Consider the following 19,012-nt stretch of genomic DNA (forward strand, 5'->3'; position numbering starts at 1 on the left):
GGGTATAATGAATGTTCACCTTTTCATCAGCGTCTTTGCCATCTCTAGAAAAGCATCCCGGTAATCTCTATCTTTTTTCGTGAATATAGTTAAGCGGACGGGTGATTTTTCATCCTTGAGCAATATGGAAGTGATCACATCATCGCCGCTTTCCACTTCAAAGCCCGTTCCGCCCTCGACATCAAGTGAAGGATCGCTAATTGTTTCTGAAATGCTTTTCAGCTGGGCTTGAACATTTTTTTCCACCTCATCCCAATTGACATCCGCCTTCAACAATTCGATTCTCATATAAATGGAGTCATCTTCAGTCAGGAACACAATATCCTTTCCTGGTTCTTCGGCACTTAACCTGAATTGTTGCAAAACATAAAGGCTGAACGGTTGATTATCACTTTTTTTTAGGAAAGCTGTTTTTTCTTTTGCTTCCCCGTTAATTGTATACCGCAGGTTTTGCTCCATCAGTCTTACTTTGTTATCACTTCGGTTATTGTAATTATCTTCTTGAGAAATATTGCCTTCGTTCCCCTCTTTTACTGAGTCTTCCTGTGGCTCATCTGCATTTTTGTCTGTGGTCGTACCGCAGCCAGTCAGAAGAAAAGCGGCGAATGTGGCACAGCCAATATAACGTGTCCAACTAGTCATGTTTTCCCTCATCTTTCTGATAGAAATTCCAATCTCAATTTGGTTATACCTGCATCACATACAGGTGCTTTGCCCTTTAATGAATTAGACGGAATGAAATGGAAATGGTTACAAAAAGCGGGAGAATCAATTCGCAAGTTTGCGATAAAGTGAAAAACGGGATGGTCATCTAGTAACCATCCCGTTTGAGTACATTGAATTATCCTATGATTTTATAATTTTTATGGTTGACGACGGTTTTCTGTTCAAGTTCCAAATCACGATAATTTTCCATATACGTGACGTCCACGATTACTGAGTTCTCGTTCACTTTCTCGACGATTCCTTTTAAGCCTTCTCTAAATTCAATGATATTTCCAACTTCCGCTTTCTTCATGGTAATCATCCTTTCCCATTTTGTTTCCAATGATCAAAAAGTAACTATGGAGTAATTGGATTATTCGAACATCTTGCGGTTTAGATTTTGACGTGGGAAGTGCTAGTAAGAGAAAAAGTTATCTCTTATGTCGGTACAGTAAGCTAAACTTTTAAAGGAAGGTACGATTTCTTGTAATGGAGCAGCTGTAATGATGTGGCATAATTTGGTAAATGTTGCGAACGCAGTTATACGTACCAGTATGTAAATCTATGTACAATAAATGCCAATCATTTTACAGTATGATATTTTACTATACAGTTTGCACTATTTTAAAGCATTCGTAAAGAAATATGTAGCAGTGGACATCAAAAAGTTCTGGAATTATATTAAGTGGCAAGCTTATGTTAAAATTAAAACGGAATTTCTCCTGTAGAAATGAAGGAACATTTGATAATTAAGGAGGATAATCTTATGAATGCAGAAGAAGCAAAAGATGTACTCGATAAACTGGCAAATCGGGAAATGGATGAATTCAGGATAACCAAAGAAGAATTTTTACCTTTTCGTGAGGTTCTTGTTAAAAGGGAAGACTTTAAACATTTTCGGGGGAATGCTCAACATAACGGTGTGATAATTTATACGTATTTAGAAGAAGCGAGAAGTTAATGTATATTTTTGGGGTGGCTCATGATTGAGCCACCCTTATTCATTATCGAAAAATCAATTGTTTCCTTAATTTATTTAAAGCGGACCTTCTCCATGATTTGACGGCTGCGGTAGTAACTTGATATACCTCAGCAATTTCAGTGACCGTTTTATTCTCCAAGTACGTCTGTAAAAGCCAGCGTTGCTGATTCAGTGTCAATCCATCCGTGTAGGTTAAGATATTATCGATGGCAAAGGCCTCATCGTGTATTGAAAGTGGATCTTTAATGTCTAGTATGAAGGAATCAAATGGTTCGGTGTGGGCTTCATATTTATGGTGGTGCTTTAATTCGTTCAGAATTTTGCCTTTGATTACCGTAAAGGCATAGTTGGAGAACTGACCGTATTCCTCATTGAATTTCCCATATGACTCCCATAAAGCAATCAATCCTATTTGAAAATATTCTTCCTTATTTTTATAGATGGAAAGTGAGCGGATGATATGATGGATCATCGGCGTGAATTCAGACGTTAGTGCTGAGAAATCTTCCATTAAGCAAGCCACCTTTAGAAAGTGCACTTTCCTGTATTCCCGGGTGCTTCTAACATAAATAAATCGTTCGGCTAAAGCCAACTGGCATAACGGGTAAATGAAAGGAATAAAAAGTGGGTTTTAACGGGATTAACGACGAACTTATTAAAAGGAAAAGGAAGATTCAATTGAACTTAAAAGAGGGGAGGCCCAAATGAAAAACACATCCTTAGATTGGATGTGTTTTTCATTTAATGTAAATCCATATATCATGGGGAGGTATTCAGTTTGTCGACAAAAGGGATTTATGAAATCACTTAAACGATTATTTGAGGGTTTGTAAAAGGAACGTTGATTTCCACTCCAAGCACTCGCTTTCCGCGGGCGGTCCGGGAGCCTCCTCGGCGCTTTTTCGCCTGTGGGGTCTCCCTTGGACGCGCTTTTCTAAGCAGGAGTCTCGTACCATCCGTTCCAATCAACTGGACTCATCCCAAACCAAGTTTGAGACCAGCTTATCTTCAATGGTTTTTCTGTGATCCTCATTTGATTGAAGAAATTTGCGACACTTTTGCCGAAAAACTGGCTAGCCGAGACCCTCTAAATGCTTGCTTTGATGAGGCTCGGCAGACAGGGAGCGGGTTTCTGAAATCAAGCCGGAGCTTTTTTAAATAAAAAAACTGCAGGCAAACGGATCTCTTTTAAGTTCCCTTAAACGTTCTTAATTGCGATTTCCGAAGCGGGCATACTATTAACCATTGTATTTGTTAACTTTGCGATTTTCGGAATCCAGCATCCTGTGCGTCTTGTTCGGTACAAAACATTTCTTCCGGTTTGGTTATTTCATAATATTGGTCCGAAGGAATGTGATATATTTTGTTGCCTTTAGAGTTAATATTCCCTTTAATTTGCGGGTTACTGCAAGATGCAGTTGGCATTTCCACTGAAGCTTCCATGGACTTCGAATCATCAAACCCCTTTGAAGTTGCATAGTTTTCAATTGACCAAATACCGATTTCGTCTTTTTGGGCTTGTTTCTGAATACTCTCCAATTCATCTAGATATTTCGTGTTCGGTGCATAAACATAGGCTACCCTGGCCAGTCCTTTTTCAAGCAGGAGTTTATTCACCATTTTACCGTCAACATAAAAATAGGCCAGCAGCCTGCCATATTTATCTCTTTCACCTATGCCGGTTTCTACTTCCACTTCAGAACCCGCTGGCATTAGTTCCTTGGTGAATTTGCTTGCTTCAGGTCCAAAAGGCTGAACGGGCTTGGATGGGTGCACGGTTTCTGGAGTATCTACCAAAAGGAGCCTGACCGTTTCTTCATTTCCATTAGCCATTTTGATTTTTACTGTATCTCCGTCAACAACTTTAATGATCTCGGCTGTGAATGTCTTGCCTTTTTCTTCATTTGAAGAACCCGCACTGGATCGGATGCCTTCGTTGGAAATTGACTCTTCCTGTTTGGATTGATTAATTAGGTTATCTGATGCAGCTTGGCAGCCAGACAACGTGATCAGGCAAAGTGCAGTCAGGAGAAAAACATTCAGATAAGATTGTATTAAGGAATTTCCGCTCATGATAAGTCCCTCCATTTATTTAGGTGTTTTCCACGTCCGTCATGGATATATTCGGCAGGAATAATACTAACCTATAAAAAAGGGAAAGAAAATGAAAATCATTGAAATTTTTTCATGCATCGCTACCTCATATCGTGATAGTTTCTTATAATGATATGGTGGAGCAAGGGAGGCAGGCGTGTAAAATGATATTTAGGCTTGAAAATATTAGGTATAAAGGGATTTTGAAAATTGATGATTTGAGAATATCCGCTTGTATGGTTACTTGCTTGACCGGGGAAAGCGGTGCAGGGAAAACCTCACTGCTCCGATTATTGAACAGGATGGATGACCCGGATAGCGGTTCGATCTATTATCAGGATCAGTTGCTGGATGAATTCAACCCGATAGAGCTCCGGCGTAAAGTCACAATGCTTTCTCAGTCACCGTTCACTTTACCGGGTACGATTGAAGAAAACCTACAGCTTGGCCTGGAATTGACAGAACGGAAAAAAAAGGATAAAGCCGAATTGGTTAAAGCACTTGAAACCGTCCAGTTGCAGAAGCCTTTAGACGAAGGGGCGGAGAATCTTTCGGGCGGGGAGAAACAGAGGCTGGCACTGGCGAGGTTACTTTTATTGAAACCTGAGGTGTATTTACTGGATGAGCCGACTTCAGCTCTTGATGAAGAAGCCGAACTGACGGTCATGAGCCGTTTTTTAGAAGAAGTGAAGCGGGAAAAAGGAACAGTCATCATGATAACCCATTCAAAACAGCTTGCGGAAATATGTGCTGAAAAGAGGATCGTTCTGAAAAAGGCGAAGGAGGGTGACTATTAATGGAAGCGAATGGGATAATAGATATTGAGTTCTGGCGTCTCTGTGCAGCCTACGTCTTTGTAGTAATTCTGCTCATAATCGTGAAATGGCGGGGGATTTCACGGGAAAAGCAAATCATGCTCGCTACGGTACGGATGACTGTGCAGCTCATTCTCGCCGGATATGTTCTGACATATATCTTTGAAAATCCCCACCCTTTACTTTCTTTAGGATTTTTATGTGCGATGGCCCTGTTTTCCATCCATAATATTTTTAAGCAAGTGCCTTATACAATTAATAAGAAAATCAAAAGGATGGTTATCCTAAGTATGTTGTCAGGACCCATGGCGGCCTTGTTTTATTTTAATGTGGTTGTCATCCATTTCACGCCGTGGTATGAGCCGAGGTATTTCATTCCAATTGCAGGGATGATCGTTGGGAATGCCATGACTGGAGTGACATTGGCGCTTAAAAACCTTCATGATGGGATTAGCAGTAATCGTGAAAAGGTGGAAGCGATGTTGATGCTTGGAGCGACTCCAGCGAGGGCTGTGAAGAAATATGTGGATGCTGCATTCGACTCCGCAGTGCTCCCGACTTTGAACAATATGCTCGGGATGGGGATTATCTTCCTTCCAGGAATGATGACAGGGCAAATCCTGTCGGGGATAAGCCCGCTCATCGCTATTGAATACCAGATTGCGATAATAATCGGGATTCTCGGAAGTGTTTCATTAACGGTGGTCCTTTTCATTATGCTGAGTTTCAGGGCATTTTTTACCAAAAATGCACAGTTATCCATTTAATCATTGAAGAATCTGAAAAGTAATAGTTGCAGTTCCATCCATATTTTTGTACTATTTTGTAGGTACCAATAGTTTTGGTTTGTTTGTTGGGAATGATAATGCTATCCTGATAAGGAAAAGGGCATTTCTTTTTTCATTTCTTTTCTGAGTGGATGGAGAACCCCCCTTACATAACCTATTTTTGTTAATTTATCTTAAAGGAGATTGATTTATATGGTAGAAAAAACATTTACAGTAACTGCAGAAACAGGAATTCACGCTCGTCCGGCTACATTGCTTGTACAAGCTGCAGGAAAATTTGATTCAGAAATAAACCTTTCTTATAAAGAAAAAAAAGTGAACCTTAAGTCCATTATGGGTGTAATGTCACTGGGTATTGGCCAAGGTGCGGAAATTACGATTTCTGCTGAAGGAAGCGATGAAAATGATGCACTAAATACACTTGCTGAAACGTTGAACAGAGAAGGATTAGCAGAATAATGTCCACTTTGATTAGTGGAATAGCAGCTTCAAACGGAATAGCCATCGCTAAAGCCTATCGACTGACAGAGCCAGATTTATCGATTGAAAAAAGAAGCATAGAAGATGTCGGGGCGGAAATATCCCGTTTTAAGGAAGCTATTCAAAAGTCAACAAATGAATTGGAGATAATCAGGGATAAAGCCGAAAAGGATTTAGGGGCCGATAAAGCCGCTATCTTTGACGCACACCTTCTTGTTTTGGCTGATCCGGAACTTATAACTCCCATTCAGGATAAAATTCAATCAGAAAGCGTCAACGCTGAGTTTTCCTTAAATGAAACCGCAAGCATGTTCATTACGATGTTTGAACAAATGGATAATGAATACATGAAGGAACGGGCAGCGGATATCCGTGACGTGACGAAACGGGTGCTGTCGCATCTTTTAGGTGTTCATATTCCAAATCCAAGCATGATTGCTGAAGAAGTGATCATCATTGCGGAGGATTTGACTCCATCCGATACAGCACAGTTGAATCCGGCATACGTCAAAGGATTTACGACCGATATCGGTGGACGGACATCCCATTCAGCCATAATGGCACGTTCATTGGAAATTCCAGCAGTCGTTGGAGCAAAATCAGTGACCTCATCCATTGAAAATGGTGACTTGGTCATTATTGACGGGCTAAAAGGTGAAGTGCACATAAATCCTACTCCTGAACTCGTGAAACGCTACGAAGAGGAGCAGGAAGCCTATGCCATGCAAAAGGCTGAGTGGGCTAAACTGGTTCATGAACAAACTGTTACAAATGATGGCCATCATGTGGAATTGGCTGCAAATATTGGTACTCCAAAAGATCTGGATGGCGTTCATCAAAATGGCGGAGAAGGCATCGGGTTATATCGTACGGAATTTCTTTATATGGGCAGAAATGACTTTCCAAGTGAAGAAGAGCAGTTCGAGGCATACAAAGCGGTGCTGGAAGGTATGTCAGGTAAGCCTGTAGTCGTCAGAACGCTTGACATTGGCGGAGATAAGGAGTTGCCTTATTTAGAGCTTCCTAAGGAAATGAATCCTTTTCTTGGATACCGTGCGATTCGCCTTTGCTTAAATGAGCAGGGGATTTTCCGGACTCAGCTCCGTGCCCTGCTTCGCGCAAGCATTTATGGGGATTTGAAAATCATGTTCCCGATGATTGCCACACTAGCTGAATTCCGCGAGGCTAAAGCCGTCTTGGCTGAAGTTAGGCAGGAATTGCTTGATAATGGCATTCAAGTTGCCGAAAAAATTGAAGTCGGAATTATGGTTGAAATCCCTTCAACTGCAGTGATGGCTGATATATTTGCTAAGGAAGTCGATTTCTTCAGCATAGGCACTAACGACTTGATTCAGTATACGATGGCCGCTGACCGAATGAATGAGAGAGTATCTTATTTATATCAACCGTATAACCCAGCGATTTTACGCCTGGTTAAAATGGTCATAGATGCCGCTCATAAAGAAGGGAAATGGGCCGGGATGTGTGGGGAAATGGCTGGAGATGAAATTGCCATACCGATTTTGATCGGATTGGGTCTTGATGAATTCTCAATGAGTGCCACCTCGATTTTAAAAGCACGTTCTTTAATTAGCCAACTTTCGCTTGAAGAGATGAAAAAACTATCTCAGGAAGTTTTAGGGTTGGATACGAATGATAATGTGAAAGAAGCGGTAATTAACGCTTTGAAGAAATAGAAAAAATGAGAAAAAATGGCACCCCATCCACAGAATCCCCGGATGGGGTGCTTTCATGTAATTTTTGCTTGGACATTCAAGAAAAAATGTTTATTGCACCAAAATGGGGGTAAATAAAAAGCAAGCACAGTTGTTTAGCTCTATTAGGGCAGTTGACATTCTCATTTCCCCCTTTGACGCCGGTTGGGTTATCCAACCGGCAATTTTTTTTGTGACCGCTGGATATAAAAAATCACAAGAATGATTATTCAGATTTTTCACTTTTCGAATATGGCGATATAATGGAATTATAGATTAGAGAATATGGAGGTCATGATAAAATATGGAATTACATTTGGAAAAGAAAAATGCATTGATCTTAGCCTCAAGTCAAGGTTTGGGGAAGGCCATGGCAGCTGAATTGGTTAAAGAAGGCGCAAATGTCATGCTAGCCAGCCGTGATGGAGAAAAACTTGCCGCCGTGCAAAGGGAAATATCACAGCTTGGGGCGGGTAAAGTTGCTTTTATGGTAACGGATATAACAAAAGCTGAAGATATTAAAAGCTTGGTTAGGCAAACTGCTGAAGAGTTCGGAGGTATCGATATTCTTATTAATAACGCCGGAGGTCCTCCAGGGGGTTCATTTACAGATTTCAATGACGAAGAATGGCAACAATCTTTCGAACTTAATTTACTAAGCTTCATAAGGACGATCCGCGAGAGCTTGCCACATTTAAAAAAACAGGGCGGGAAAATCGTTAATATCGCTTCTTCATCCATTAAGGAACCGATTCCGGGATTGATCCTATCGAATACATTCCGGACTGCAATCGTTGGATTGTCAAAGACGTTAGCTTCAGAATTAGCACCAGACCGGATATTGATCAATACAGTTGGACCAGGAAGAATCGCTACGGACCGTGTTCAGCACCTTGATAAATTAAATGCAGAGAAACAAGGCGTCACTACTGAGGAGATGACTGAACAATCCATTAACAAAATCCCTCTTGGCCGTTATGGGGAACCCGAGGAATTTGCAAAGTTCGTTACTTTCCTTGTTTCAGGTGCCAATACATATTTAACGGGGCAGTCCTACTTAGTTGACGGAGGAATGATAAAGTCCATTTAAGGATTTTTGAAACAAAATGATTGGGAGGAATCTGAAGTGATGCAATCGAACAAAGTGATCGGCTTCATAGGTTTAGGAGTTATGGGAAAAAGTATGGCCGCAAATCTCCTTAAGGCGGGATATGAGGTATTTGTTTATACAAGGACGAAAGATAAGGCAAGTGAACTGCTCTCACAGGGCGCGAAGTGGGCATCTTCACCAAAGGAAATTGCTCAGAAAGCTAATGTGATCATTTCCATGGTAGGATACCCTAGTGATGTGGAAGAAATCTATCTTGGGGAAAATGGGCTTATCGAGAACGGGAAACAAGGTACCCATTTAATCGATATGACGACCTCCACTCCGACTTTGGCAGTGAAAATAGCGGAGGAAGCCAAGAAAAGAGGCATGGAATCATTGGATGCACCGGTTTCCGGAGGAGATATCGGTGCCCGTGATGCAAAGCTTACGATCATGGTCGGCGGGTCTAGTGAGGCATTTGAAGCGGTCAGGCCCATTTTTGATATCATTGGCAGCAATGTTGTCCATCAAGGCCCGGCTGGTTCGGGACAGCATACGAAAATGTGCAATCAAATCGCCATTGCATCTAATATGATCGGAGTGACTGAAGCGATTTCCTATGCCCAAAAGGCGGGGTTGGATCCGGAACGGGTATTAAGAAGCATATCATCGGGTTCTGCCGGAAGCTGGTCACTGTCCAATCTTGTGCCGCGGATGGTTGAAGGGGATTTTGAACCTGGTTTTTATATCAAGCATTTTATCAAGGATATGAAGATTGCACTTAATGAAGCGGAAAGAATGGGAATGGACGCTCCTGGATTAAGCCTAAGCAAATCCCTATATGAGGGGCTGGCAGAAGCTGGCGAGGAAAATAGCGGTACACAGGCGTTATATAAACATTATAATTAAGTGCTAGCATTTCTTTACCATGAATAAGCTGATAGCGACAGCCTTTACAAAAAGGAGTGAAAGCTATGGGCGAATTCGATGATATCGATATGAAGTTTCAGGAATTAGAAGATGGGCGATATATTGTAAGGATTGAAGGCTTTAAACGAGAAAAAACCATTCATCAAACAAAGCCCATTCGTTGGGATCTGAAATTAATGAATGAAAGTCCGCTAATCTTGCCGGTGAAATTCAGTCATATCGAAACGAATGCCGGTTTTCAGATCCTGATGCGCGAATTGAAGAGTTTAGGTTTTTCAAAGCCTCGCTCCGCAAAGGAATTTGAAGAAGTAATGGCTGATTTGCTTGGGTCCATCGTTGAAGTGAGCCTTACCACGACAAATAAGGAAGAAGGATATCGGGAAATTCGTTTTTTACGGAGATTGTATTAGTTGACTGGCTTGGTGAAAAACCTCCGGTAGCCTGACATCTTTGAAAAATAGGAAAGTGGCCTTCAATTGAAGGCCACTTTTTTTTCGGTTACTTTTTAGCTAAAAAAGCTTCAATACGGTCCAAAGCCTTTTCAAGGGTTTCCATGGAATAGGCATAAGATATCCTGAAGTACCCTTCGCCAAGGGGAGAGAAGGCATCTCCAGGGACCACTGCCACTTTTTCCTGTTGAACAAGCTTGAGGCAAAAATCAAGGGAAGAGTCATAGCCTTCAGGCAGCTTTATAAAGAAGTAAAAGGCGCCATTCGGTTTGACTATTTCCAGTTCCATCGCTTGTAAGCGACTGTATACGTATTCCCGTCTCCGTGCATACTCAGTCTTCATGGGAATGGCATCATCCCTGCCTGCCGTCAATGCTGCCAAGGCAGCCCTCTGCGATATGGAGGCGGCACAAGTTACATTGTATTGATGAACCTTCAGGATATGCTGAGAGATGGCTACAGGCGCAAACAGAAGGCCAATCCTCCATCCGGTCATGGAATGGGACTTGGACAATCCGTTCAGGACGATGGTTTGTTCTTTTAAGAAAGTGGCAATCGAAACATGCTCCTGATCGAATACCAGTTCACTGTAAATCTCATCAGCCAATATGAATATGTCCTTGCCCCTTACAAGTTCGGCAATATCCAATAATTCTTCGGCAGATAATGTAACCCCGGTCGGATTCGATGGATAGGGCAGAACGATGCACCGTGTTTGATCAGTTATGTACTTTTCAATTATATCTGCAGTCAAACGAAATCCATTTTTTGTTGTATCGGCATAAACAGGAGTTGCACCGCACATCTTAATGATGGGTTCATATCCCGGATATACGGGACCCGGTAATATGACTTCGTTCCCTGGGATGAGAATCGTCCGAAAGGTAATGTCTATGCCTTCGCTGGCACCAGAAGTCACTAGGACTTCATTCGCCGGATCATAGCTAAGCTTGTATTTATCCTTGACATATTTTGAAGCGGCTTCCCTTAATTCCAGATAGCCGGCATTGTGAGTATAAACGGTATAGTCATTATCGATGGCTTGTTTTGCCGCTTCTTTAATATGCATTGGAGTTGGAAAGTCAGGCTGTCCTATCGTTAAGGAAATGGTGCCTTCGATATCAGCCACCATATTGTAGAATTTACGGATTCCTGATATTTGAACGTCTTTTACTAGAGGGTTTATTAAATGTTCCACTATGAATATCCTCCCTTTTCTAACTACATGAATTATGTACTATGTTTGACTCATTCATTCTATTTTATCATTTAGTTTGGATGGGGGAGAAAACTTTTTGAGATTGATGAATTAAAGGTATAATGTATGATAAGAAAATTTTGAGGGTTGATATATTTGATAAGGACTTGTGCAATTACTTCTAATCAAGAAATCAGTTTTGATTTACCGCTTACGGAATTGAATAATCCGGATATCGAGTGGTTCTGGGTGGATTTTTCCAACCCCACAAACAAGGAAATCGAACTTTTATCCAATCATTTTCACTTTCACCCGCTGGCAATTGAAGACTGCCTGGATGATTTTAATCAACGTCCCAAAATGGATTTTTATGACGGCTACCAATTTCTGGTGATACATGCTCTAAGGGAGAAGGTATTTAAAGCAGTGGAATTGGATATGTTTGTTGGTGAAAAATGGATAGTCAGTTTTCATAAGGAAGAGATGCTTGAACTGGAAAAGGTACGGGAAGAAATTGCTGGTAATAAAATGTTGAAGCAAAGTCCCTTTTTCTTGATGCATAGGATAATTGACAGGATCGTCGATGAATTCTTCCCACCTGTTTATAAAATTGAAAGCGAATTGGGTAGCATTGAGGAAAATACTGAAAATGACACGATTAACGAATTGATGGATCAGCTTTTCGATTTACGTACAGATATGTCCAGGCTCCGTCGGACCATATTGCCGATGCGTGATTTATTGTACAGAATGATTTCATCGGAGCGACTGAATTACTTGAAAGATCAGCACCTTTATTTTAATGATGTGTACGATCATCTTCTTAAATTGACTGAAATGCTTGAATCCTATCGAGATTTTTCGTCAGATATCCGTGATAGTTATTTGTCTGTGAACTCTAATAATATGAATTCAACGATGATGACATTGACTGTCATCACTACCATTTTCATGCCGCTGACCTTCATAGTTGGCGTATATGGGATGAATTTTGAATATATGCCGGAATTAAATTGGCATTATGGCTATTTCCTCATTCTTGGAATGATGGGCGGAATTGCCTTGATGATGTTTTTATTCTTTGTTAAAAAAGGTTGGCTCAATCCAAAGAATAGGTCGCGAAAGAGATGACATGAACCAACTGGCCTGCTGCTATTCCAAGTTTCAGTTGAGATATTGTCGAGTAGGCTGGATTTTGTTGCGCGGCGGAAATATCATCTCTGGGGTGATTTTTATGAGTATTTTTTGATAGGAGCGGCGCTGGAAATTGCGGGAAAAACGAATGGTTTATTCGTTGTTGCTTTTCTCTAAATGCGAATAGGGTTTGGAAGGGCTGCAGGACGTTATTTTGCGACCAGCCTATCAGGTCTGCTTAATACCCATATCGGTTATATCATGGAGGGGGATGTCGAAGAGACAGGCCCTTTACGATCGATATGATGGGCGGAATGGCAGTGGTTAAATATGAACTTGGAAAAAGGGGGACTCTGATGGGTCCCTTTTTAGTTTGGCTTCATTAGATAATCACTTCTTGTTCCTTTTTTTGTCTGTGCTCTAAACAAAAGAAATATTTAACCGAATTATTAGGTATGATTTCATTGATAAAACCATGAAATTATTCGTGGGAATTATGAAATGAAAAAGTAAGAGAAGGGCGAGATGACACATTGGAAGCAAATAAAGGAATATTACTGGAGAGTGGCACGAATGAGCTTGAGATAGTTGAATTCGGTCTCGGAAAGAATAAATTCGGCATTAACGTAATCAAGGTGAAGGAAATCATTAATCCTGTCCGCATCACGCTTGTCCCTCATTCCCATCCAAATGTGGAGGGGATCATCGAGCTTCGCGGAGAAGTCCTGCCAGTTGTGAATGTCGCGGATGCTTTAGGGTTTCCGCCATCTGAAACTCCTGAGCAGGATAAATACATAGTGGCTGAATTCAATCAGCAAAAAGTGGTTTTCCATGTCCATACCGTAATACAGATTCACCGTATTTCCTGGTCCCAAATCGAAAAGCCTTCGGATATGTATCAAGGCCTTGAAAGTCAGATTATCGGAGTAATAAAATTAAATAGTGAAATGTTACTGTTACTCGATTTTGAAAAGATAGTGGTCGAAATCAATCCAGAATCAGGAATAAACATCCAACAGGTTAAAAAGCTTGGTACCCGGCAAAATTCAGACAAGAGGATCCTGATTGCAGAAGATTCTCCATTACTGAGAAAGCTGCTGTTTGATACATTGTCAGAAGCTGGATTCAAGTACTTGGAGTTTTATGAAAATGGACTTGATGCATTTAATTATCTGGAGAATTTAATCGAATCGGGAAAAGTGGTTGAAGATGAAGTGCAACTGGTGATTACCGATATTGAGATGCCTCAGATGGATGGACATCATTTGACTAGAAGAATAAAGGAAAACGGGGAACTCGCTGGATTGCCGGTGATTATTTTCTCTTCTTTGAATACTGACAGCCTGCGTCATAAAGGGCATGTCGTAGGGGCCGACGCACAAATCAGCAAGCCTGAAATTGCAGAGCTTATAAAGTTGATAGACAGATTGATTGGTATTATGAATGTGAAAACGGGCCGATGAGGCGTTACCTCACGGCCCGTTTGGTTTATCAATGATTAATACTTGGAACCTTTTCCTAAAAAGGAGGATGGGAAAGGATTGTGAAAAGGTTGCTTGACCGACCCGCGCCCGTGAGCCCTTTTCTCGGTGTTGTTTGTGTTCGGTTGTTTTTCTCCTGCTTGTCCAACGTAAGATTGCAGGATCTGTTTTGCCTTGGATAATGACAACGCGGCTTTAGGGTTCCGTATGGAGGCTGCCCGGCTGCCGAGGTGGGGTAGTTTTTTCAAATCTTCCTTAGTGGGAGGTAAATGAAAAACATATGATCCGCATTCGACAATGACGTCGGATTGTTGTGCTGCAAAGCGAGGGTTATCAGAGAAATGAAGTCCAATCTTCTTCGCTTTTCCTTCTTGCATAAGCTTGCTTAATGCGAGCCGTTTTAAATTATATAAATTCTTTGGCTCCAATGCAGTCTTTGCATGTTTATTGACAATAAACACGGCTTGGGCAAGGGAGTTTATCGAAAACTCATCCCTTTCAGAATGTCCTTTCGTTTGGTTCATTAGTGGAAACTCCTTTTCTTAATAAGGTTAGAAGGACGTTACAAACAGACTTCCTTCAGTAAAAACCTGTTTTATATATTGGTTGAAATAGAGACGTGTTTGCAACCAGGCAGATAATAGTGAAAAAATAAGGCATGTACATCTCTAAGGGTATGACCATCATTTCCCAACACTTTACCATCTATTCATTTTCATATTATACCACTTCAAAATATATAGGGAAGTAAAATTCAATCGGGCTCCCTTTTGGACCAAGAAAAAGAAGGCGTTTATGTCGCCTTCTGTCCAACTCTTATTGTGTGTATATATTGATATTTTCAGATACCCCAGCCTGTGCGCCGAATTGTTGTTGCTGATAACCCTGAAAGCCTTGATAGGGAGGGTACGCTGGATAAGCAGGGTAAGGAGGGTAAGCGGGCGGGTATGGAGGAGGGTATGGAGGATAGACAGGTGGACGGTTATTGAATAGCAATGGTCCAATTGCCAATCCCGCAACGAAAGCTACAGGCGCCAAAAGCGGAAAGAAAGGAAAGAAGCGCTCGTCATTCCAATATTCATTCCCATATGCATTCCTGTAATCATTCTGTAGCATAATGGTCTGTGGATAGTGGTAGTAAGGAAAATACTGTGTTTGCATAATTTGCCTCCTTTTCTCAAATTCTTTACATAGTATGGATTTTTTTAAGAAAAGAGCCTGTTTCATCTTAATCTGTTATAATGAATCTACTTATGAGAAAAATTTGGGGGGACCTTAATGGATCGGTTTAAAAGCATTTTTGCAGTCGGTTTTGGAGGAGCGGCTGGAGCGATATTGCGATATTGCGTAATCTTGACTGCTGGCCATTCCTTCTTCCCGTTTGGAACCCTCTTAATAAATATAGTAGGCAGCTTTTTACTTGGAATGATCAATGGCTATTTCGCCTCGAAAAAGAAATCGGTTGTTTTTTTAGCGCTGGGCAGCGGGTTTTGCGGCGGTTTCACCACGATGTCCACATTTTCCCAAGAAGTGGTGAATCTACTGCAGGCTTCTCTGGCATTGGCGGGACTGTATATTGGTGCCACGCTTTTTTTTGGTTTGGTTGCTGGTTTCTTCGGACTGGGCCTTTTTGATAGACGGAGAGGTGAGTCCCTTTGATTGAGGTTTTTTCAGTTTTTATAGGGGGCTTTTTTGGAGCGGCCTCTAGATATGTCTTGCAGATTATTTTTAATAGGCTATTGCCAGCCGTCTCAATACCCATTAGCATTTTACTGATCAACCTTATAGGTTCCTTTGGGCTCGGAATGGCGTTGCCACAGAAAGAAAGCTGGTCTTTATCTTTGCAGGTTTTTCTGACAATAGGTTTCCTGGGTGCTTTTACGACCTTTTCAACATTCAGTATGGAAACACTTGAACTTATTAGGAAACACCGTTATATAGATAGCCTTATCTATATAACGGTGTCTGTTTTAGGGTGTATCGGAACTTTCCTGTGCGGCTATTTAAGCATGATATAACCTTTATGGCAACTACCATTTGGTACTGGTAAAAAAAACCTGGTTTTCTCAGATATACTTCTAATGCTATAATTCATAGGAGTCCATTGCACATGACTTATGGCAACAAGTCGTTTTATTCGCACAGATTTTGTTAAAAAGTCTGGCGGTTTTCCCCTGTATTCTTTTCCAATCATTTTTCGGATTGGAATTCGTAAACAGTCAACTCCGGACGTGAAAGGAAACGATATGGGAGACGGGTTGTGCCAAGCCCTCTATTGACATGTAACGTTAAAGAATCGATTTCATATGTGCCTTCACGGTACTTTTCAGCGTATGGGGGAGTTACAAGGGCACCGGCAAAGGGGATTTGTACTTGTCCTCCGTGACTGTGACCGCTTATTTGATACTGGATGTCATAATTCCTTGATGTGTCGGCAAGGTCAGGGGCATGCGAAAGCATAATGGTGAACACTTCTTCAGGGATGCCAGCTAGTGCTTTTTCAAAATCAGGTTTTCCTAGCATTGCATCATCAACCCCGGCAATGACTATTTTTTCAGCGGTTAATAAGGTAATCTTAGTTGAGGTATTTTGCAACATGGTAAATTGTGATTTTTCCATGATATCGCTGTAAATTTCTGAGCCATATCCCCCATGATCATGGTTACCGTAGATGCTGAATTTTCCAAGTGGCGCTTTGAGCTGATTTAAAACGAGAGGTATTTTCTGGTAATCCTTGTATTTATTAGGCTGGTCCATCAAATCTCCGGTAAATAAAATAACATCAGGGTCCAGTTGGTTTATCTTATTGACAATTGCTTGTAAATCTTTAAGCTGAAATTGAAAGCCTAAATGCGTATCACTGAATTGGACCATCTTCATGCCATGAAAACCTTTTGGGATAAGCGGATGGCTGATGATTTTATGCTTGATTTCTAACCATTTTGGTTCCAAATTATGGGCATAATAGTTTCCGCCAATACCTAAACCGGTTAAGGTAGCCAATGTACCAAGACTTTTCTTTAAGAATGTTCTTCTGGTTATGGTTTTATTCAAATTAATCAACCTATCTATATATAAATGTTACTTCCTCATACTAACAAACAATATACATAAAATGAAGATAATATCTTCTATGAGCATATGAAAAACATGTAAACTGGGGTTTGATGAAACCGTATCCGGTTTGAAATTGAACATCTATACGGAGGTAACATGATGACCGAACCAATGTTTATTACACTGATTATACTTCTATGCGCGATTGCGCTTTTTATACAAGGGAAATTTCGAGCAGATTTAATTGCACTTAGTGCACTATCCATTCTGGGTTTACTGGGGATTCTTACATTGGATGAGCTAGTGGCCGGTTTTGCGAATCAAGTGGTCATCATGCTGGCTGGGCTATTCATAGTCGGTGCCGGCCTGCTAAATACAGGAATCGTGGAAAAGGCAGGAAATAAGTTGTTGGGTTTATGTGGGGGCAGTGAATGGAAATCGCTGCTTATCGTCATGCTGACAGCAGGAATATTAAGTGCCTTTTTAAGCGGAACAGGGATTGTTTCCATACTGCTTCCGCTCGTTATGAGCATGGCCTTGAAACAAAAAACAAGTCCGACAAGGTATTTATTGCCACTTGCCTATGCAAGCAGTATTGGAGGGCTATTAACACTGACAGGTTCTCCCTCAAATATGATCGTTGCTGATGTATTACGACAAAACGGAATAGGGACATTAGAGTTTTTTGACTTTACACCCGTGGGATTGATCGCCTTTGCAGCAGGGTTATTCTTCATGTTGACACTCGGACGCCTGTTGCTTCCCGAGAAGACGATTGCCGCGAACAATAGTGTCAAGGGACTGTCGGCAGGGGAGCTTGCAGGCATGTACAAAGTATATGACAGATTGCATTATCTGCATATACCCGCAACTTCCGATATTGTTGGAGAAAGGCTGTCTGACCTCCAGCTTCCTATTCAGTATGAATTGACTTTGATTGAAATACAGCGGAAGCCAAAGGATAAGCAATTACCGCTGTTGCAAAGACAGCTGACGATTTCAGCAAGGGCGGATGAGGTTCTTCATCCTGAAGATATCATTTTGGTGTTTGGAGAAGAAGAAGCAGTTGAGAGATTGGCACTTAACTATGAACTGGAGTTTAAACATTTCAATACCGAACAAATAAAGAAACATTTTCTCAGCAGTAGATTTGGATTGACAGAAATATTGATCGTCCCGAACTCGGATTATGAAAATCAAACCTTGATAGATGTGCATTTTCGTGAGAAATACCAATGTAATGTGCTTGCAATCAATCGGAATGGCGAATATATTCAAGCAGATGTCGGAACGGAACGCCTTAAACCGGGGGATGCAATCCTGATACATGGAGAATGGGAGAACATTGAGAGGATTTCCTCGGATTTACAGGATGTCATCGTTATTGGAAGTACCTCGGAAGATGGCTCTCCGGTCAACTCCAAGGGCAAAGCATGGATTGCCTTGGGAATCACTGCATTGATGATCATTCTATTATCGATGGAGTCCGTCCCTGCCGTACTATCGGTATTGACGGCCGCATTGTTGATGGTGATCACTGGCTGTGTCCGTTCGATGGAGGATGCTTACCAAAAGATTAACTGGGAACCTGTTCTTTTGATTGCCGCCATGTTCGGAATAACGGCTGCATTGGATAATACGGGCGGAGTGAGGATGATAAGTGATTGGCTGGCGGTTTTATTCAGTAATATCGGGGCACACGGCATATTAGCGGTCTTTTACCTCCTGACACTGATCCTGAGCCAATTCATCCCGTATGGAGCCGCGGCGGTAATCATGGCCCCCATTGCACTGACATCTGCGGTGAATCAAGGCATCGATCCCCTTCCTGTGTTTATATGCCTTGCCGTTGCCGGCAGTTTGGCGTTATCGACCCCGAGGGTTGCCACTACCAACGCGCTTGTCATGACGGCGGGTGATTACAAGCATAAAGATTTTATCATGATTGGGATATCCATACAGATCTTCATTGGCGTTATCATGGTGATCACAATCCCATGGTTCTTCCCTTTTTGATAAGACATAAGGCATTGTTCCATTCATGGACAATGCTTTTTCAATGTGTTTCTTTTCAAATGGATTGGATGAATGGGT

The 19,012-nt window shown here is 41.4% G+C and carries 22 protein-coding genes; 13 read left to right on the top strand and 9 right to left on the bottom strand.

Annotated features, from left to right (window positions below; translation table 11 throughout):
- Positions 1–15: 15 nt before the first annotated feature.
- On the bottom strand, positions 16–642 hold the full coding sequence (locus QNH43_RS07100) for a DUF8580 domain-containing lipoprotein (protein ID WP_283917301.1): 627 nt from the start codon (positions 640–642) through the stop codon (positions 16–18).
- A 199-nt stretch (positions 643–841) separates the two neighbouring features.
- Positions 842–1,018: a YkvS family protein gene (locus QNH43_RS07105; RefSeq protein WP_064505160.1), complete on the bottom strand. Its 177-nt coding sequence runs from the start codon at positions 1,016–1,018 to the stop codon at positions 842–844.
- A 453-nt stretch (positions 1,019–1,471) separates the two neighbouring features.
- On the opposite strand from QNH43_RS07105, the gene QNH43_RS07110 reads away from it, so the two are divergent.
- A complete protein-coding gene (locus QNH43_RS07110; protein ID WP_098371164.1) occupies positions 1,472–1,666 on the top strand; it encodes a hypothetical protein in 195 nt (64 codons plus the stop codon).
- A gap of 43 nt (positions 1,667–1,709) precedes the next feature.
- Here QNH43_RS07110 and QNH43_RS07115 read toward each other — a convergent pair whose 3' ends face one another.
- The 3 genes from QNH43_RS07115 to QNH43_RS07125 form a co-directional block, all read right to left on the bottom strand.
- A complete protein-coding gene (locus tag QNH43_RS07115) occupies positions 1,710–2,198 on the bottom strand; it encodes a sigma-70 family RNA polymerase sigma factor (protein ID WP_283917302.1) in 489 nt (162 codons plus the stop codon).
- Between the two features lie 296 nt (positions 2,199–2,494).
- Entirely contained in the window at positions 2,495–2,656 is a 162-nt protein-coding gene (locus QNH43_RS07120; RefSeq protein WP_283917303.1) for a hypothetical protein, read from the bottom strand.
- Between the two features lie 285 nt (positions 2,657–2,941).
- The gene (locus QNH43_RS07125) at positions 2,942–3,760 is read right to left on the bottom strand and encodes a thermonuclease family protein (protein ID WP_283917304.1); all 819 of its coding nucleotides are present in this window, start codon (positions 3,758–3,760) and stop codon (positions 2,942–2,944) included.
- A gap of 188 nt (positions 3,761–3,948) precedes the next feature.
- On the opposite strand from QNH43_RS07125, the gene QNH43_RS07130 reads away from it, so the two are divergent.
- The 7 genes from QNH43_RS07130 to QNH43_RS07160 all read left to right on the top strand — a co-directional run bounded on the left by QNH43_RS07130 (position 3,949) and on the right by QNH43_RS07160 (position 10,009).
- Positions 3,949–4,578 (top strand): ABC transporter ATP-binding protein, encoded by a 630-nt coding sequence (locus QNH43_RS07130; RefSeq protein ID WP_349654817.1) that lies wholly within the window; start codon positions 3,949–3,951, stop codon positions 4,576–4,578.
- Positions 4,578–5,363, top strand: coding sequence for an ABC transporter permease (locus QNH43_RS07135; protein ID WP_076366838.1), 786 nt, complete (start codon positions 4,578–4,580; stop codon positions 5,361–5,363). Before QNH43_RS07130 ends, QNH43_RS07135 begins: the two co-directional genes overlap by 1 nt.
- Positions 5,364–5,576: 213 nt before the next feature.
- A complete protein-coding gene (locus tag QNH43_RS07140) occupies positions 5,577–5,843 on the top strand; it encodes a phosphocarrier protein HPr (protein WP_076366836.1) in 267 nt (88 codons plus the stop codon).
- The gene (gene ptsP, locus QNH43_RS07145; RefSeq protein ID WP_283917306.1) at positions 5,843–7,561 is read left to right on the top strand and encodes a phosphoenolpyruvate--protein phosphotransferase; all 1,719 of its coding nucleotides are present in this window, start codon (positions 5,843–5,845) and stop codon (positions 7,559–7,561) included. Before QNH43_RS07140 ends, ptsP begins: the two co-directional genes overlap by 1 nt.
- Before the next feature lie 322 nt (positions 7,562–7,883).
- Positions 7,884–8,669, top strand: a complete 786-nt coding sequence (locus QNH43_RS07150; RefSeq protein WP_283917307.1) for an SDR family oxidoreductase — start codon at positions 7,884–7,886, stop codon at positions 8,667–8,669.
- A gap of 6 nt (positions 8,670–8,675) precedes the next feature.
- On the top strand, positions 8,676–9,578 hold the full coding sequence (locus QNH43_RS07155) for an NAD(P)-dependent oxidoreductase (protein WP_283917308.1): 903 nt from the start codon (positions 8,676–8,678) through the stop codon (positions 9,576–9,578).
- Positions 9,579–9,643: 65 nt separating this feature from the next.
- The gene (locus tag QNH43_RS07160) at positions 9,644–10,009 is read left to right on the top strand and encodes a hypothetical protein (protein WP_283917309.1); all 366 of its coding nucleotides are present in this window, start codon (positions 9,644–9,646) and stop codon (positions 10,007–10,009) included.
- A gap of 88 nt (positions 10,010–10,097) precedes the next feature.
- Here QNH43_RS07160 and QNH43_RS07165 read toward each other — a convergent pair whose 3' ends face one another.
- Complete coding sequence (locus QNH43_RS07165; RefSeq protein ID WP_283917310.1) at positions 10,098–11,246, bottom strand: aminotransferase A; 1,149 nt, start codon at positions 11,244–11,246, stop codon at positions 10,098–10,100.
- A gap of 156 nt (positions 11,247–11,402) precedes the next feature.
- Between QNH43_RS07165 and corA the strand changes: the two genes are divergently transcribed.
- Both corA and QNH43_RS07175 read left to right on the top strand, forming a co-directional pair.
- Positions 11,403–12,377, top strand: a complete 975-nt coding sequence (gene corA, locus QNH43_RS07170; RefSeq protein ID WP_283917311.1) for a magnesium/cobalt transporter CorA — start codon at positions 11,403–11,405, stop codon at positions 12,375–12,377.
- A 536-nt stretch (positions 12,378–12,913) separates the two neighbouring features.
- The gene (locus tag QNH43_RS07175; RefSeq protein ID WP_283917312.1) at positions 12,914–13,843 is read left to right on the top strand and encodes a chemotaxis protein; all 930 of its coding nucleotides are present in this window, start codon (positions 12,914–12,916) and stop codon (positions 13,841–13,843) included.
- Between the two features lie 35 nt (positions 13,844–13,878).
- Here QNH43_RS07175 and QNH43_RS07180 read toward each other — a convergent pair whose 3' ends face one another.
- Positions 13,879–14,385 (bottom strand): YkyB family protein, encoded by a 507-nt coding sequence (locus QNH43_RS07180; RefSeq protein ID WP_283917313.1) that lies wholly within the window; start codon positions 14,383–14,385, stop codon positions 13,879–13,881.
- A 292-nt stretch (positions 14,386–14,677) separates the two neighbouring features.
- Positions 14,678–14,977, bottom strand: a complete 300-nt coding sequence (locus QNH43_RS07185) for a hypothetical protein (RefSeq protein ID WP_434060187.1) — start codon at positions 14,975–14,977, stop codon at positions 14,678–14,680.
- A gap of 162 nt (positions 14,978–15,139) precedes the next feature.
- Between QNH43_RS07185 and QNH43_RS07190 the strand changes: the two genes are divergently transcribed.
- Entirely contained in the window at positions 15,140–15,520 is a 381-nt protein-coding gene (locus QNH43_RS07190) for a fluoride efflux transporter FluC (RefSeq protein ID WP_283917315.1), read from the top strand.
- The gene (gene crcB / locus QNH43_RS27725) at positions 15,517–15,879 is read left to right on the top strand and encodes a fluoride efflux transporter CrcB (protein ID WP_434060161.1); all 363 of its coding nucleotides are present in this window, start codon (positions 15,517–15,519) and stop codon (positions 15,877–15,879) included. Before QNH43_RS07190 ends, crcB begins: the two co-directional genes overlap by 4 nt.
- A 172-nt stretch (positions 15,880–16,051) precedes the next feature.
- Here crcB and QNH43_RS07195 read toward each other — a convergent pair whose 3' ends face one another.
- Positions 16,052–16,915, bottom strand: coding sequence for a metallophosphoesterase (locus tag QNH43_RS07195; protein WP_283917316.1), 864 nt, complete (start codon positions 16,913–16,915; stop codon positions 16,052–16,054).
- Between the two features lie 162 nt (positions 16,916–17,077).
- Between QNH43_RS07195 and QNH43_RS07200 the strand changes: the two genes are divergently transcribed.
- On the top strand, positions 17,078–18,934 hold the full coding sequence (locus QNH43_RS07200) for an SLC13 family permease (RefSeq protein ID WP_283917317.1): 1,857 nt from the start codon (positions 17,078–17,080) through the stop codon (positions 18,932–18,934).
- Positions 18,935–19,012: the final 78 nt, after the last annotated feature.

It is taken from the genome of Peribacillus simplex, assembly GCF_030123325.1.
GTDB lineage: Bacteria > Bacillota > Bacilli > Bacillales > DSM-1321 > Peribacillus > Peribacillus simplex_D.